Below are 15,877 nucleotides of genomic sequence, written 5' to 3' on the forward strand. Positions count from 1 at the left end.
TTGCTCCTTTGTCCCGAGGTACTTCCATGTGAGGAGCTCGCCGTTTAAAGCAATCTCTTCCGGAAGCCAGAACTGTTTCACGTTTTGGTTATAGAACATTTGGGTAAAATCGTCTTCATGCTTTGACCAGTTTGCTGCGTCATAAATTTTTGTCAAAAATATTCCCCTATCTTAAAAAATTTTAGATTTGACACTGTAAAACCACCCTCTTTGAAGCCCTTATATACGGGGTAACAAAGCCCCTAAAATATAAGAGGATGGTTTTACTTATGAATAAAAACGTTCAAAAAATTATCTTTATGTTTTTTGTTAAACTAGGTCTATCACTGTGTTTTGAAGGAAATTTAACAAATGCTATTTTAATGAATATCCTTCTTTTAATTTCTGAACTATTGTATGAATACTATTTTTATAGAGTTAATCAGACAACACAAGATAGACATGAATCCTGACCTGTATCCTTAGTTCTTGCATAATACAAGGTCTTAATTCCTTTATGATGAGCGTAGAGGTCTATTCTGTTTAGATCTCTCGTTGTCATCGTATCTTTCAAGAACAAGGTAAATGAAATTCCCTGGTCAACATGCTGCTGAATCGTAGCAATAAGATCAACAACTTTAAACATATCCATGTCATATGCTTCTTTGTAGAAGAACCAATTCTGAGCTGATAAACCTGGCATTGGATAATATGTCTTACTGTTTCCGTATGTACGTTCCTCAATTCTTTCCATAATGGGCATTACACCCGCCGTAGATGATTGAACATATGAGATACTTCCAGTAGGTGCAATTGCTTGTCTATAGGAATGATAAAGACCATATTTCATCACATCTTCTTTAAGCTTCATCCAATCTTCAATATTAGGAATATGTTGATCTCCAAACAGCTTTTTAACTTTTTCAAATTTCGGGCTAAAATCATTTGTTACGTACTTTTCGAAATACTCACCTGATTTATAAGTCGAACCATCAAACTTGTAGTATGTCTCCCCTGTTTCTCGTGCAATTTCCATTGAACGCTGCAGAGAGTAGAAGTTAACCATCATAAAGTATGTATTAACAAAATCCTTAGCTTCTTCACTTTCATAAGCAATATTATTTTGAGCTAGAAATCCATGGAGGTTCATCTGCCCTAGACCAATGGATCTCATTAGTGTATTTGCTCTTGCAACAGCTGGAGCATTTACAATGTTTGTTTTCCTTGTAATAGTTGTCAGTGAGTCAATTGCTATTCTGACTGTTGAAGCAATTGATTCATTGCTCATTACGTTTACAATGTTCATAGAGCCAAGATTGCAGGAGATATCTAAGCCAATTTCATCCTCTTTATCGTAATCCGTATAAACTGATACTTGTGATGATTGGAGTACCTCTGAACAGTTGCCAGTAACAATTCCATTGAAAATCAGAGAGTGATAGTCTTCTTGTGTTGTATCATAAACATCCTCAACACCGTCTTCTTCAATACTAATAATTTCAGCTGTAAAATCATGCTTTGGCTTTCTTGACTTAGGTTGCAATGTCTCAGTTAACAAATTGAATTTATAAACATCGTATTCTTTCATTTCAACAATACTCATAAACAACTCTCTTGAGTTTCTATCTTGAATACTGATTTTGTGTGTTGGTTTTACATTGTAAAGCTTAGAACCGCCTTTTCCATCAGGAAGGAGTTCTTGTGAGCGCTTGTTGTTAGAATAAATCGTTGTATAAACACCCATGTTCAGTAACAGCTTCTGAACGTCCTGAAGGCTCTCATAGTGGATGGATGTTAACTCAATAGTTAATGCTTTGGCTTTATGATTTGCATTTACACACCCATCAGTCTGGAATAAACCCGATAAATAAGCTGCTTGCGTTTCCTTGTTAGCTTGAAAAATGAATTCTGGGACTCTTGTTTTTGTTTCTTTGTTCATACCGAACTTCTTCAAGATGTCAAATAAGACAGTACTATTCATGTAGAGCAAATCTTGTTTTTCTGGGTTGGCCATATTAAATATTGGGAGAAGTGATGTATTGTGCTTATAAGCACGATCAACCTTGTGTTTTTGAATAATACGGTGAACTGCATCAGTAACTTTCTGCTCAAGAACTTTTTTATTATCGTATAAATAAATCTTGGCAGTTTTTTCAGTAATGGTTCCATCACCAGCTATAATGCCCATAATGTATGCAAGATCGGGTTCATGAATTTTCCCGTATGCTCCTTCAGCTGATTGGACTAATAATTTATCGCCCGTTTTCAGTTGATTCAATTGGAGCTTTTGAATTTCACCATCTCTTTTCACATAGAATTTGTGCCACTCAGTTGCCCTAATTTCGTATCCTTGCTTCGTTTTGACTTTAAATATTTCCGCATCTTTTTTAGTCAGTTGCATTGGAATTGCATCTACAATTGTGGTACCTTTGCTACCAACTGCAAAATCTTTTGTTCTATTATCAATGACCACTTTAAGATCATTCTGCTTTTTGTAAAGATCGGCTGCTTTTTCATATCCATTCTCAGTTAAAAGAAGTGTTTCCCCAGTAACGCACAAATTTGAAAACTTCACTTTTGAAATATGTTCATTTGCATGCACTTTATTTACATTGTCAGCAAACATGATATATGGATAACCAGATTCGCTTCTTAGAATGGCCAATTGCTCTAACAGCTTTCGAGCATTTCCCTTTGATTTTCTAATCCTAGGGTTTTCGACAAGCTCATCATACATTTTATTGATGTCCATCTCATCAAGATACTGTCCATATGCTTTGTAGACTGAATGAGGATAGAACATGTAATAATCCTTGTCTTCCCTTGCAAGTTCAATAAATTTATCTGGAACAACTACGCCAATAGATAGTGTTTTAACTCGGACATCTTCATCAGCACTTATTTTTTTGGTATCCAGGAAGTCTGTAATGTCTGGATGGAATACACTTAGATAAACTGCTCCTGATCCTTGTCTTTGCAGACCATTCAAACGTGTTCGCTAAGCACGCCCCGCCATATGGCTGCTTCATGTTACCATGAAGGTTAGACTATATCTTCACCCTCTAAGGGCGCCTCCTGTTTCGACTGCCAATAGCTTGCAGCCTACGCCTTTCGGCTAGTCGTTGCACGTTCAAGACTTAGTCTTGCTTCGCTCATGATTGTCCCTGTAGGAGTTCCCATGAATTAAAGAGGTTTTCGATCACCATTGCTGATGAAAGGGGCCAAATCAACCCATTTGGTCGGCATATCTGAAGGCATTATCTAGAAGTTTCATAACACCTACGACACCTTTAGTCGCATTCTCTACGTCTTTAATCGCTTCACCTTTGGCTCTTAGTTTGTTTAGATTTAATGCTACTCCTCCACCTAGCTTAGAAAGCTGCATGGAGATATCAATAGCACGTGAAATATCATTCAAACTGTCGCCTATTTCAAGTAAGAAGCAGCTCACCATTTCACCTCTTCGCTTACGTCCAGCATTAAGGAATGTAGGTGTTGCCGGCTGATACTCTTGTTTCATCATAGTATGTACTTCCTCAACTGCTTTCTCGTAATCACCATCCGCGCAATACAAAGCCACAATTGAGACACGATCCTCGTACCTCTCCAGGATCTTTGTTTTATCATTTGTTTTCAATGCGTAGTCATTGTAGAACTTAAACGCACTCATAAAAGATGGGAATCTGAATTTGTAACTGTAAGCAATCTTATAAATTGATTTAATCTGTTCAAATGTATATTTGCTTAAGAATTCTTCTTCGTAATAATCATTTTTAATCAAATAATCAAGTTTCTCTTTTAGATCATGGAAAAAGACTGTGTTTTGATTTATGTAATCAACAAAGTAACTATGTACGGCCTCCTTATCCTTTTCGAATTGATACTTCCCATCTTTTTGAATCATGATCTCATTATTGAGCTTGATCCACTTTGGTATTGTGTTTGTCAATAAGTTGTACCTCCTGAATGAGCTTCTGTAAGTCTTGTTTCGTTCCACTAAGTTCAAACTTTAATAACAATGGTGTGTGGAACTTAGCTGAGAGCTTGTCTCCAGCTAAACCATAGTTATCACCCCAAACCTTGTTTCCACTAACAGCAACTCCTCTTATTTTATTTTTATTCTTATTAATAAAATTCAATGTCCTTTCAGGCACTTCCCCAAAGCCAATCGTGTATGTAATATGTATGAACTCTTAATTGATGATGGTATCATCTGTTATTTCAATTGCCTTAATATCTGATTTGTGTTGCAGCGCTTTTACAAACCTTTTTACATTGCCTGTTTTACTCTCATATGTAATGATCACTAATCGTTATAAGCCCCTGTAATTAATTTTGTAGTCACTGTTTCAGCTTCATTTTCAGCGTAATTGAATGCTTCTGATATCTCACGATTAATGTCGCCCATTTCCATGTAGCCCTGTGCCATACTTTCATATAAGGAACTCTTCTTAACTGGAACGTAATCACCTAGATTCTTTTCTAATTCAACAAATTGATTTCCCTGTTGGTCAGTTGCAATAATCTCACCTTTTAATACAGGAAAAGATTGTCCATCAGCTAAATGAATATGAGTGTTCTCAGTGGCTACTGTAAAGTTAATAATGTTCTTCTTTTTTACATATGGTTGAGTTGGATCAATACGTCTAGCTGCCCCCATTTTACATCTCCTTATTTTTTAATTTTATTTTGAATAAAGCTGTGATTTTATTCAGATTTTTTTAATTCTAGGTGATAATCTTTATGGCTAAAAATTTTGGGATCCCATCTGAGTCCATATAAAGAATCTAAAAGAGATTCTAAAGTGGGGTGGTGACCAGTGGCACCTGTCCATCCTGTAAAATTCCTTGCAATATAACCCTCAATCTCTTTGACAACCATGTAATAATCATCACTTAGTTTAAGAATGTCCGTATTCTCTAATTTTTGATCTCTTTTAATTGTTTCAGCAAATATTAATTCCATGTATACACCTTCCTTTTTATTGTTTAAACCGACAACCGATAAAATCAAAAGTGTCTATTCTAATCCCCTCTTTCTATTTTTAAATCTTCTTATCAAGAATATCTTTGATGCCTTGCAGAGTTGCTTTATACTTGCTATCAAGGCCATCTACATCTAATTTTGTTGAGACTCGATAGTTTCCTGAGTTGTCGTACATTGTAATGAAAGCTTCCGTATCATCCTCTTTAGCACTAAAAGTGATATCGTAAAGATCAACCTGATCTGCTCCGTTTTCATTTTTTAACTCCTCAATAAAATCAGGCTGCATTATGTTGAATAATTCTTTAGCTGTTGTGAATTTTATTTGTTCTAGCAAGCTATCTTCTTTATAATCAAATGTCTCGAAATAAAGATTGAACGTGATATAGCCTTCTACAGAATTTCCATGTTTGGTGTATTTCACTTTTCATTCCTCCAAAATATAGAGTAATCTATTTCATTTTTGTTTAAAATCATCCTTTTATGGAGAACGAATGAATACCAGGTAAACCCATAACGGTCTGTACTGGATCAAGTACATTAAATTCTATTTCCACCGCCAAATCTCTGTCTGTGTTCATTTGAATTCTTTCGATTTTCACATTAACTTCGCTTGTTTCATCCTCTAGACTAGTCATTTTCATTTTATAAGTGCCCTTAGATACACCGCCTAGTTCAACCCATTTATACACCAATAAATCATTACTAATCCTTACTGTGATTTTATCTTCGTTTTCAGTTGCCTCTACATTTTTGTAATGAAGAATCATTTTTGTTTCATTTGGTAAATGTTTATTGAGCGTTTCTTCATATACAGCAATTTCTTTTAAGATCATATCTAGCTCTCCTTTTGAAAACTTGGTTTAAAATAAAACTTTTATTTAGATTTCCCTTTGTTCTGCCAATGAAGTTTAATTTTTTTGTAGCATCACGCTTAGTTTCGATAATCCCATTTTCAATTACTGTTTACTCTAAGCCAGTTTTGCCACCACTTTATTTTTAAATCTCCATTCTCCAAAGCCTTTAAATTGTTATGAAGGTTGTCTGGATGAATTCCATAAACCATTTTTCCTTTAATAAAAATAGCTGCCCCTTCATTTTTATAAAAATCATAAGTTGGTTCCCCTCTGTAGTCCTTCTCTTCTTCCAATACCGTAAAATCATTAGATAAAGCATTATAGTATGTAATTCGATTTTTCTCTGAGTTTCTTACAAAATCAACTAATATTGAAATTTGTTTTTGAGTTTCTCCCTCATACTTATTGCTGTGCTTGTAATGACATAATAAATTTTCAAATTTATAAAGCTCAGCCTTCCCAATCGTTTTGATTAACTCCCTTAATGCAGTTCCAACCTTATAATTAAGCTTAATTTTATTCATGAAAAATCCCCCTCGTCATCCTTTAATTAAGAAGTACCAAAATCTCTTCCAGCACGATGTTTTACTCACATCATTTTGTTCTTCGACACGCTGATTCTCTTGTCTGACATGCTGCTGCCATTCTTCTTCAAGTTTCGTTTGCTCTTGAATGGCTTTTTCTAAGCTTTTTTTGTCTTCAATTATTTTAATGATCTTATCAGTCTGATACGTCCATTCATTATTTGTGTTCCGCTGCCGGTCAATTACGACAACATATTCATTTAAACCAGGGATATATACTTTGCCTCCAATTTCAATTGGCACTAAATCAATAACCCCTTCGAAGAAACAGTTGAATTCTATTTTTTCCTTTTCAGAAAAACGACCGAGTACATCCAATCCATATGTTTTATTGATTATCTGGCCTTCAAACTTGGCTTGATGTCGTCCCACTTATTCACCTCCTTGTAAAAGATGTTTCTTTACAAAATGAAGGAGTGTATCAACGTCTTTCGTAGTTGCTTTATCATTGATCAAGAAGAAATCTGCTATAACATATTTTGAATAGTCACCACCGCCATGATATTCATCTGCCACAATTACTTTTAATTGAATATTTTCGGTTATAGGAATCATATGAACATCTGTTCCATCTGTAATTGGAAAGTCTAAAGGGTACATATCAATATTGTTTTCTGTTATGTATTCGTTAATTGAATATAGGATTTCCTCCCCTTCAATTTCATCAAAGCTGCCAGTATAGTCGGGAAGTCGCTTTCTAAAATAATCACTTAATTCATTGTTTAAATTGGTTCGCTTTCTCTCAATCAGACCCGTCATACCGACCATTAAGCCTTGTTCTTCCGCTTCTCGGACTATAACCCAGTCTGCTTTTTTGAGCTTCATGTTTATTCCTCGTTTCTATATAAAAATTGAATTTTATTTAGATAATATTGATAATTAATAAAACTAAACTGATTAAGAATGACAACCCAGCTAGAACAGCTAGAACTAATAATACTAAAGCTATTTGAGGTTTTATTCCCTTTTTAGTTCCATATATATCTAGTGATACTATTCCAATCAACAAAAGACCTACGATTTCAAGAACGTTAATGACTAGCTGCAACTTGCTCCTCCAAATGCTGAACCACTTTACACCAGATGCCCAAAGTACCTTTTGCTTTAAACTTTTGTGCCTCAGTAATTGCTTGTTCTCGTTGATCAAATACTGCTACCTTTCCATCTACGCCAGTCATCTTTCCAACGAATTCTTTTCCTGCATAGACCTCAACTACCCATTTTTCTTTGTCCATATTAATCTCTCCTCATTATTTGTTTTGATTTGTCGTATACTGCGCTTGCCCGGGAAATTATGAATATTTCATTCTGACTATTCCCCTTCACATTGTTCATTTCACTGTAAGAATAACTCCAAGAAGGAGTGCACATGCTCCGATTAAGAAAACAGTAAGATAAAATGAAATGTCTTCTTTAAAGTTCTTCTTCTCAACTAAACATGCGAGGCCATTGCCTAAGAACGTTGAACCGAATAAGATTAGACCCAGTATCAAATATGAAATTTCATTCACCTCGATTCTTTCAGGTTTATTACCTTATAAATCCACCAGCAGTAGTCCATCTAATCCATAAACCTTATCTCTATCAGTTAACTTTCCGTTTTTTCTCATTATCTTCAATGCATTTTCTGCTTGTTTACGGTTTGAATAAATATGTGGGTGGTAACCATAAAGGTATTTCCCTTCACTCTTTGCAGCTATTACGAACATGTTCATTTATCAACTCTCCTTATTCCACTCTTAAATTTAGACAAAAACTTCATTTTTTCTTATTTAGACTTAAATCTATGTCGAAACTTATCGTTTGCCATATCTTATACTATCCTCATTAAAGGAGGTGGAAATATGGGATTCTTCGGTGGATACTCTAACGGAAATACTGGTTACTCAAACGGTTATTCGAATGGTTACGGTAACTCCTTCGCTTTGATCGTTGTTCTATTCATTTTGTTGATCATTGTTGGAGCAGTTTTCTTTAATTATTAAGTTTAACTTTACCTGCCTCCGCCGAAACAGCACCTCCCCCTGTTCGGTAGACGCCATAAGATGTTTTTATGGCGTTTTTATTTTTGTAAGGGTTATTTAAAACTAGATAAAAGGAATATTTTATAGTAATTTTATTTTTATTCTAATTGCAACTTCAAAAATTTTAATGTCTTTTCTAATTTCATGGCCTTACAATGTTCCAAACAATTTTTCTGCAATTCTTCACCACATTCTTTATGTACCGGAAATTCTTTATGCTCTTTATCGTCAGTAATTCTTATGTAATAAACGATCCTATCAATATGCTCTTTACATTTTGCACATCTCAAAGCATCACCTCTTTTCTTATGAATCTAGCATACTCTTAATCGCCTCTTCAGTCAATAGTAATTTTATTTTTATTCTTTATATTGTTTCTTTAATATTTCTTAGCTTAACAAAAGCAGTCATTATATCTTTATCACACCGTTTCCAAATCTGATTCTCTTCTGGCCTAAGTGTGTTCTCCAAATATACATAAAGCTTATCTAATATCCCTTCAACAACATCAATGTCATCAATTACAATATCTCTGACAATTTCCTTAATGATACCCTCTCCCTATGAAAAAATGGTTATTGCTTTTCCGTTGTCATTTTTTATGTATGGAGAATATTTTCGCTCTAGGTAATTCCTTGACGTTCCTTCTCCCAGGCATACATTATAAATATCCCTTACCTTATGTACTTCATATGCTTGTTCTTTTGCTTGTTCAGGTGATAGCGCCTCTATAACCAGAGACGCGTTTTCACCTTTGCCATCTTTACATCTTACATAGTACTTTTTCAATAAACATCCCTTTATCCTTTCATTTTTCTTGAAACAACTTAATGAATCAAACCTCGATATGTATTTGGTTTAATATTATGAAGATCGACTAGGTGTGTTAATCGCTCGATTTCCTTACTCATCGCATAACACTGATCAACATAAAATTTCTTTGGCATAATCACAAAGTGTCCATCTTTAAAACCTTCCGCACTGGCTTCTTGCATTGCACCAGGAAAGATATCGATCAGATTCCCTTTTTTAAAGCTCTCAATATACTCATCTACTGAAATAGTGTGCAAAACCTTAGCTAATACTTCCTTGGTCTTTTCATCGTTATGTACGTAAATGCTTTGTGTATGTGGTTCAATAACTACAAAATCAAGAGCGTTTACCAAGTCAATTTTTTCTTGATCGGTTAACATATTCACTCCCCTTTTTGTCGTGATAACTCATCCTCAATCGTTTTTTTTCCAGCTTTGAGGACTTCCATAAAGTTTGCTGTCGCTTCAATTTCAGCTCCTAATGAATCTACATAACGCTGCGCTTGACCAGTTTCCCCATTACTGATTTTCTTTCTATAATCTTCGACACTTTGTTTAAACTGTTCAATTATTTGGTCGTTGTTAATACATCAACACTCCCACAAACATTATTTTTATTCTTAATAAAAGACAAATTTTAATCAGATTCACAAACACTTCACACATTTCAAATATTTAACATGCTAGACTAGAGTTGTAATTACAATCAAAACTTAGGGGGCAATTCTTATGAAAAAGTTTTACAAAGGATTAATTGTTTCTGCTTTATCCCTAACAACACTAGCTCTTCCTGCTTTTACATCACAAGCTTCAGCCCAAACGCCTGTCAAATCAGTTGATCAAGTTAAGCAGCTTGGTAAATCGTTTGGTACAGTTGATTTCCACATGCTAAGAAATTCTAACGTAACTTTATTACAAGGTTACACCCGGTGGGAAATAGTATCTGGTAGCAGCCTCATTAGTATTAGTCCCAGTGGTGTTGTATCTTCTCATTCAACATTGGGCACAGCAGTGGTTTACGCTTATGACATTAACGACAATTATCTTATTTTTAAAATTACAGTAGAACCACGGTAATTTACTAGGGAGTGTTAGTTCACTCCTTCTTTTTTTGTTACTCAAATAACTGAACCAAATCCTCTACGATCTCATCACTACCCCACTGCCCCGTATCCCATGAATATGTATGTAATCCAGCACTGCTCATAACTTCCCTGTATAACTCTAAAATTGATTCAATATCTTTTCCCTTTATATACTCATCTCCCCGTACGCTTAACCGTTCTTTAATAATACTTGGATCAGCATGTAAGTACACAACCTTGGCTTTAATTTTAATTTTATCCTCAATAAATCTAAGCTGATGCTCTGTAAGGATCGAGTAATCCTTAAATTTCTTTGCATATACCAAGTTAGAATAAACAAACCGGTCAATAATTACATTGTCTTCGTCAGCTAATTTGTAAAAGTGTTCAAATAACTTCTCATTGCCACTGGTGGCCAATTCAAAGCTTGAACCTTTGATAATTGGATACTTTAGTTCTTTGCTCAGCTTTGCTGCAACTGTTGATTTAAAGCAGCAATCAGACCCCTCTAAGATAATTAATGTCATTAATCCTCAACCTTTCTAATTTTATGAAAACCAACAACCTGATAAGTACCATCAGGAAATTTCACTTCTACCTGGTTGTATTGATAATCAACTTTTGCCACAGCTCCAATTTCATCTGTAAAATCAATAATTACCTTTTGACCTTTTTTAAACATAAGTTAAACCTCCTTTTAGTGGTGTTAATTCATGTTCTTTAAAGTAAGTAATGTCACCTGTTTCATCGCTAACTGCATAGTCATATGTAGCTGAATGCAAACGCTCGATAACCGTTCCTTTTCTCCCAACATGATGTGGACAGCCATACCGTGCATTATTGTTAATCTCTACGGCTAGTCCAACAGGATAACTCCAGTATTTAGGCAATTTAATACCCCCTAATTAATAAATGAAACCGATCCATGCTGTCTTCCGAAATTGATTGCATCCTGTTCATTTGAAACCAGCAAGTCCACTTTATTGCCAACAATCGCTCCACCTGTATCAATAGCTATTGCCTTAAATGAACTCCCTCCTACTTTTATTAATACTACGGAGTTAAGTGGAATAACACTTGGATCTGTAGCTATTACTCTATAACCTTTGTAAAAGATTGATCGTGTTACATCTACACCAGTTTTAGTTCGTCCGGTGCAGCCTTGACTACAGTTAGCAACATATGCGCTAAATTCGATATCCAGTGTCCTAACAACATTATCTTTTATTATGGTGATTTTATTTTTATTCTTATTTTGTTTATTCTTTTTCCCATCCTCACCTCCCTTCCTGACACTTTTCTTTTTCACTGGTTTTGGTTTTATAAGAGGAGCGTTAAGAATATCCTCTCGCCGCTTTTCTTGTATAGCTTTCTGTTTCTTAACAACTTCAGCGAACTTGGTTAGCACCTGATTCTTGTGCTGTGGTATATTGATTTGTTCCGGTTTTCCATAAAATGATTCTTTTATTGACTTATGATTGTTTCCTGTGTCTAAATGATGTTGTTCAAAATTTATGTATGAAAAGGTTGCAAGTGGGATTAAAATTATCATAGCACATTTAGTTTTTAGTGTATATAATTTAATTTTATTTTTATTCTTTATTTCTTTATAGATAAGGCTTCCTCCTATATTTCTGCTCTTTTTGTTGTCAAACTCATATTTCCTTCCTTATCAACATCATCTATTCTGCAGACAGTGTGATTATATATGCTATTTTTGTAGACTTTCGGAATAAAATTATTTCCTCTTCTGAAACCAGTAAACATCAGCAATGTTCCTCTGGTATACCAAGATTTCTCGACTACCTCTTTCTTTCCGCCACCAACGGATCTAGAAATCTGTTTATTGTAATGACTAAAACTACCAGACCACTGTTTAACTGTAACCACCCCCGTAGGTGTTAGAAGAGTAATTGTATGTTTGTTTTTATCCCTATCTAAAACAGTGCCTATAATCCGTGTGGTCTCATATTCATAGAGAGTTTTCCCTCTCCATTGATAAGGTTTACCTTTAACCGGCTCTTCTGGCAGTTTATAAAAATCAGCAATATCATACTTGGCAAAGTTAACTCCAGAAAGCTCATGGTCATTATAATAATAGCTCAATGAATCCATTTCCCACTTACCTAATGATCCACCAGCGTATTTTTCCCACTCTTTTATTAATAAACAATCATTCAATTTCTTAAGTGGTTCTATTGTTGTTATCCAAGACTTTATTTTAGACATCTTGTTATCATATTCTTTTTTAAAAGCTTTTTCTGAAATGACAAGCTGCCCGTTTACCATATCAACGACACTTTCCTCACTGAAATGCTGACTATAAAACGAAGCTGATACATCATCCAATAAAAAAAGTTTATCTTTTGGTGACTTTAATGTTTTGTATACCTTTTTGCTGATGTAATCTCTAAAACGATAAAATCTTACTTCTTGTGCAAATTCTGAAGGAACAATGTTGTTTTCAATTAGCATTTTTAAATTAGACAACGTAAGTTTACTTTTTGGTTCTGATATTAAGTTAATAAAGGCCTTCATGATTTCTTGCCTGTCTCCAAAAGAATCAAAGCAGCCTCCTTTTATTAATTGGATTACTTGTCCTTTCTTAATAATGCCGCTCTTAAACATTCTTTCAATAAAGTCGTTAAAGTCACTATATGGTCTATTTAGAACTATATGATGAATAACATCGTCTCCAATTCCATTCATTCCTTTAAGTCCAAATAAAATTGAATTGTTGTTAATATCAGTTCTAAAACCAAAATCAGCCTTATTTATATCTGGAAGGTCTATTTTAATCCCTCTTTGTCTGATGTTTCCGATGGCTGAAGCAACTTTCCCGTAGTTTGTAGCAGCTGTCTTTTTGCTGTCTTTTGTATCCTCGGTATCTATCCCTCCACTGTTTACCGTTAAACAAGCAGTATTCCAGTATAGAGGATTATATCGATAGTTTAAGTTCAATTCCTGTAACGCAATAATTGAATATGCCAAAGTATGGAGCAAACTAAAACTGTAGCCGAACTGTCTTTTAAATTGAACATTCCAGACATAATTCAAAAGGTTATCGGAAGTGCCAATCTCCTTTCCTTTTTTAAAAAACAATTCTTCCACTTTTTTTAGTACATCTTCTTTCTTTTTTGCTATGGATTTCCTAAGATAATTTGATTCTTTAATGTCAAAGTTAGCTATATCTTTATCCATAACCATCTGCATAACCACTTCTTGAGTATCAGCAACACCATAAATGTCCTTAAGGTGCCTCTCCATTACTCTGATTTCCTTTTCGCTTAGACTGTACCGCCTCATTTCTTCATACCATTTATTAAGGTTATTTTTGTATTTAACATATGTATCTACAGGCTGTTCTTCACCGTCTGGCATAAGCCTCATTAAAGAATTGGTTACTGCTGCTTCAAGTAAGTTCTTAGGTTTTACTTTGACAACTGATTGATGACCAACTTCAGTTGAGAACTGGAACAAGTCCATGATCTCCCCATTACCTGCCATTTCCCATAGCTTTTCATCTTCATACTCAATTACGTCTGGATGGATGTATTTGTTGTATGTTTTCTTTAAGCTACCTTGCCATTCAATTTCTTTATTCTCAATTAATTGGTCTAAGGTTACTCGAATCTTATCTAAAGCCTCGATCGTAAGAAGATCAAACTTTACTGAGCCCATGGCTTCACTGTCACCCATATTAAACTGTGTAATATAAGCTCCTTTAGGAGTTTTCATCATTGCATTCGACTTTGTATATTCATCGTTAAAGATTATTACTCCGGCTGCATGAGAAGACCGCTTATTAGTTAATCCTTCAATTTTTAGAGCTGTTTCTTTAAGATTAGGGTATTGTTCAACCTCCTTAATAAACTCTTTAATCGGCTTTCTGTCAGTTTCTTTGTCACCATAAAAACAATGCTTCAAAGGCCAGTTAGATCCTCTTTCAAATGGAATCATTCCACTTAAATACTGGGATATATCATTATCGATTCCTAAGCCTCTACATGCTGTCTGAAGCGCTGATTTTGAACCCTCAGTTCCAAAAGTAGCAATTTGAAGAACACGTTTGTCTCCAAACCTTTCTCTAAGTGCATTTAGAATTTTTTGTCTTTTTGATCCTTCAGTATCAATATCGATATCTGGAAGGTCAGGTCTCGATTTATGTATATGTCTCCAATGTGGTAAATCATATTGCATTGGATTAATTTGAGTATTGTCGAGTAGATAATTAACTAAGTAACCTGCAGCACTTCCCCTGGCTGCCCCAACTAAACTATCTCCTCCACACTCTTCATCCCAAATAATATTAATGATTTCTCTGACTGTTATGTAATAAGAAGGCATAGACTGATTCAGCTTTTGGCTGATTTCCCAAAGTTCACCTAGCTCAACGTTAATCCTCTTTAATATTTTATGAAAAGCTTCTCTCGTTAGTTCGCTTGTCTTTAATTTCTCTTCAAATCCGTCCTCAATTAAATTAAGGAGATATCTATCTTGTTCATCTGCTGATTCAGACATCTTTTTTATATATTCATATTGATCATATGCTGGTTTAAATAAATGTCTTAATTTAAAGTTTGGAAGATCCATTTTAGGGATAATTGGTTCGTGCTCTATAGTATAGTCTTCAATCATCTCGCCAATGAGCATTGTATTTTTTATGGCCTGATCGATGACTTCTTTATCAATGTAGTCCATTCTCTCGTGAATTTCATCAACGTTTTGAACGAAACAGGCTTCATAAAAGGAATCAACTTCTCTTTCTCCATCCTGAGCGTTTAAAAAGGCTTGATGAATTGCTCTATCTTCTGGTCTTAGATAGTGAGCATCTGTTGTAACAATCATTTGCAAGTCATACCCGTTGGCTATATCTATCAGCTTCTTGTTACAGTAAATCTGTTCTTCACTCAGTGCAGGTTGAAGCTCGATAAAAAACTTATCCTTCCCAAAAACCTCTATACACCAAGTTATAAACTCATGAATCTTTAGTTTGTGCTGCTTAATTGACTGAGAATCACCAGTTTCTTCAAAAGCCTTTATCTTTAACAGGTGAATGTTTACCTCAGACCCCAAGCAAGCTGTGGTAGCAATGATGTGGCCTGGATCTTTACTTAATAGCTCCTCTACATCCTTTTTTACTGTCGGCACTCTTTCCATTGTTCCTGTATAAAATGAGTTTTCCCAGGCTTGAGAAGACAGTATTCTTAACTGCTCATGTCCTTTTGGATCAATTGCCAACATCAAGAAATGCGGAAATTTTGTCACTCCCGATTTATAGTTATCTCGAACTTCCTCTAAAGAATCGACTAGGTACGCTTCATTGCCCAATATCAGTTTAAAATCTTCTGGCATATCCCCCTTCTTTTTCATTTCTCTAACTGTTCGAATAGCATCTAAATGTGCTGAGAGGACTTCATGGTCTGTTATGGCCAATCCCTTATATTCCATCTTTACTGCAGTTTTGAGCAGTTCTTTAACTGAGTTTGTTGAGTCTAGAAGCCTTATGTTACTCCTATCTGTGTGGCAGTGACATCCTATCAACTTTCTTCC

Annotated in this window: 20 protein-coding genes and 4 pseudogenes; 2 read left to right on the forward strand and 22 right to left on the reverse strand. The window is 34.8% G+C overall.

Features of this window, described 5'->3' with window-relative positions; genetic code table 11:
• The 14 genes and pseudogenes from MOF34_RS19570 to MOF34_RS19635 all read right to left on the reverse strand — a co-directional run.
• A pseudogene (locus MOF34_RS19570) lies at window positions 1–156 on the reverse strand (ribonucleotide-diphosphate reductase); the annotation flags it as partial.
• Between the two features lie 265 nt (window positions 157–421).
• Window positions 422–2,956 (reverse strand): annotated as a pseudogene (locus tag MOF34_RS19575) (LAGLIDADG family homing endonuclease); the annotation flags it as partial.
• A gap of 252 nt (window positions 2,957–3,208) precedes the next feature.
• Window positions 3,209–3,928: pseudogene (locus MOF34_RS19580) on the reverse strand (ribonucleotide reductase N-terminal alpha domain-containing protein); the annotation flags it as partial.
• Window positions 3,891–4,286: pseudogene (gene nrdI, locus MOF34_RS19585) on the reverse strand (class Ib ribonucleoside-diphosphate reductase assembly flavoprotein NrdI). The pseudogenes nrdI and MOF34_RS19580, both read right to left, overlap by 38 nt.
• A complete protein-coding gene (locus tag MOF34_RS19590; RefSeq protein ID WP_268401414.1) occupies window positions 4,286–4,639 on the reverse strand; it encodes a hypothetical protein in 354 nt (117 codons plus the stop codon). The pseudogene nrdI and the gene MOF34_RS19590 overlap by 1 nt, the downstream one beginning before the upstream one ends.
• Window positions 4,640–4,686: 47 nt before the next feature.
• On the reverse strand, window positions 4,687–4,944 hold the full coding sequence (locus tag MOF34_RS19595) for a hypothetical protein (RefSeq protein ID WP_268401415.1): 258 nt from the start codon (window positions 4,942–4,944) through the stop codon (window positions 4,687–4,689).
• A 79-nt stretch (window positions 4,945–5,023) separates the two neighbouring features.
• Window positions 5,024–5,386: a hypothetical protein gene (locus tag MOF34_RS19600; RefSeq protein WP_268401416.1), complete on the reverse strand. Its 363-nt coding sequence runs from the start codon at window positions 5,384–5,386 to the stop codon at window positions 5,024–5,026.
• A 49-nt stretch (window positions 5,387–5,435) separates the two neighbouring features.
• Entirely contained in the window at window positions 5,436–5,798 is a 363-nt protein-coding gene (locus MOF34_RS19605; RefSeq protein ID WP_268401418.1) for a hypothetical protein, read from the reverse strand.
• A gap of 119 nt (window positions 5,799–5,917) precedes the next feature.
• Entirely contained in the window at window positions 5,918–6,343 is a 426-nt protein-coding gene (locus tag MOF34_RS19610) for a hypothetical protein (RefSeq protein WP_129550729.1), read from the reverse strand.
• A 15-nt stretch (window positions 6,344–6,358) separates the two neighbouring features.
• Complete coding sequence (locus MOF34_RS19615) at window positions 6,359–6,721, reverse strand: hypothetical protein (RefSeq protein ID WP_206702152.1); 363 nt, start codon at window positions 6,719–6,721, stop codon at window positions 6,359–6,361.
• A 54-nt stretch (window positions 6,722–6,775) separates the two neighbouring features.
• Entirely contained in the window at window positions 6,776–7,228 is a 453-nt protein-coding gene (locus MOF34_RS19620; protein ID WP_268401420.1) for a hypothetical protein, read from the reverse strand.
• A 37-nt stretch (window positions 7,229–7,265) separates the two neighbouring features.
• The gene (locus MOF34_RS19625; protein ID WP_061187805.1) at window positions 7,266–7,451 is read right to left on the reverse strand and encodes a hypothetical protein; all 186 of its coding nucleotides are present in this window, start codon (window positions 7,449–7,451) and stop codon (window positions 7,266–7,268) included.
• Window positions 7,435–7,638, reverse strand: a complete 204-nt coding sequence (locus MOF34_RS19630) for a hypothetical protein (RefSeq protein ID WP_268319103.1) — start codon at window positions 7,636–7,638, stop codon at window positions 7,435–7,437. The genes MOF34_RS19625 and MOF34_RS19630 overlap by 17 nt, the downstream gene beginning before the upstream one ends.
• A gap of 300 nt (window positions 7,639–7,938) precedes the next feature.
• Window positions 7,939–8,118 carry a hypothetical protein gene (locus MOF34_RS19635; RefSeq protein WP_268286907.1) on the reverse strand — a complete coding sequence of 60 codons (180 nt, stop codon included), beginning with the start codon at window positions 8,116–8,118 and terminating at the stop codon, window positions 7,939–7,941.
• 129 nt (window positions 8,119–8,247) lie between these two features.
• On the opposite strand from MOF34_RS19635, the gene MOF34_RS19640 reads away from it, so the two are divergent.
• On the forward strand, window positions 8,248–8,388 hold the full coding sequence (locus MOF34_RS19640; RefSeq protein ID WP_101860506.1) for a YjcZ family sporulation protein: 141 nt from the start codon (window positions 8,248–8,250) through the stop codon (window positions 8,386–8,388).
• A gap of 405 nt (window positions 8,389–8,793) precedes the next feature.
• On the opposite strand, the gene MOF34_RS19645 is transcribed toward MOF34_RS19640, so the two are convergent.
• From MOF34_RS19645 to MOF34_RS19655, 3 genes are read right to left on the reverse strand one after another with little or no spacing between them, the layout of a single operon-like run.
• Window positions 8,794–8,976 carry a hypothetical protein gene (locus MOF34_RS19645; protein ID WP_268296462.1) on the reverse strand — a complete coding sequence of 61 codons (183 nt, stop codon included), beginning with the start codon at window positions 8,974–8,976 and terminating at the stop codon, window positions 8,794–8,796.
• 12 nt (window positions 8,977–8,988) lie between these two features.
• A complete protein-coding gene (locus tag MOF34_RS19650; protein WP_268296364.1) occupies window positions 8,989–9,216 on the reverse strand; it encodes a hypothetical protein in 228 nt (75 codons plus the stop codon).
• A gap of 38 nt (window positions 9,217–9,254) precedes the next feature.
• Window positions 9,255–9,620: a hypothetical protein gene (locus MOF34_RS19655; protein ID WP_268296366.1), complete on the reverse strand. Its 366-nt coding sequence runs from the start codon at window positions 9,618–9,620 to the stop codon at window positions 9,255–9,257.
• A gap of 348 nt (window positions 9,621–9,968) precedes the next feature.
• On the opposite strand from MOF34_RS19655, the gene MOF34_RS19660 reads away from it, so the two are divergent.
• Complete coding sequence (locus tag MOF34_RS19660; protein WP_268401422.1) at window positions 9,969–10,316, forward strand: hypothetical protein; 348 nt, start codon at window positions 9,969–9,971, stop codon at window positions 10,314–10,316.
• 37 nt (window positions 10,317–10,353) lie between these two features.
• Here the strand turns inward: MOF34_RS19660 and MOF34_RS19665 are convergent, their stop codons facing one another.
• The 5 genes from MOF34_RS19665 to dnaE all read right to left on the reverse strand — a co-directional run bounded on the left by MOF34_RS19665 (window position 10,354) and on the right by dnaE (window position 15,868).
• A complete protein-coding gene (locus MOF34_RS19665) occupies window positions 10,354–10,851 on the reverse strand; it encodes a deoxynucleoside kinase (RefSeq protein WP_268401423.1) in 498 nt (165 codons plus the stop codon).
• Entirely contained in the window at window positions 10,851–11,006 is a 156-nt protein-coding gene (locus MOF34_RS19670; protein ID WP_268401424.1) for a hypothetical protein, read from the reverse strand. Before MOF34_RS19670 ends, MOF34_RS19665 begins: the two co-directional genes overlap by 1 nt.
• Entirely contained in the window at window positions 10,999–11,214 is a 216-nt protein-coding gene (locus tag MOF34_RS19675; protein WP_268401425.1) for a YorP family protein, read from the reverse strand. Before MOF34_RS19675 ends, MOF34_RS19670 begins: the two co-directional genes overlap by 8 nt.
• 11 nt (window positions 11,215–11,225) lie before the next feature.
• Window positions 11,226–11,876 (reverse strand): 3D domain-containing protein, encoded by a 651-nt coding sequence (locus MOF34_RS19680; RefSeq protein WP_268401426.1) that lies wholly within the window; start codon window positions 11,874–11,876, stop codon window positions 11,226–11,228.
• Window positions 11,877–11,950: 74 nt separating this feature from the next.
• Window positions 11,951–15,868: a DNA polymerase III subunit alpha gene (dnaE, locus tag MOF34_RS19685; protein ID WP_268401427.1), complete on the reverse strand. Its 3,918-nt coding sequence runs from the start codon at window positions 15,866–15,868 to the stop codon at window positions 11,951–11,953.
• Window positions 15,869–15,877: the final 9 nt, after the last annotated feature.

Origin of the sequence: Bacillus sp. T17B1 (assembly GCF_026796395.1) — a bacterium.
GTDB lineage: Bacteria > Bacillota > Bacilli > Bacillales > Bacillaceae > Bacillus > Bacillus spizizenii_A.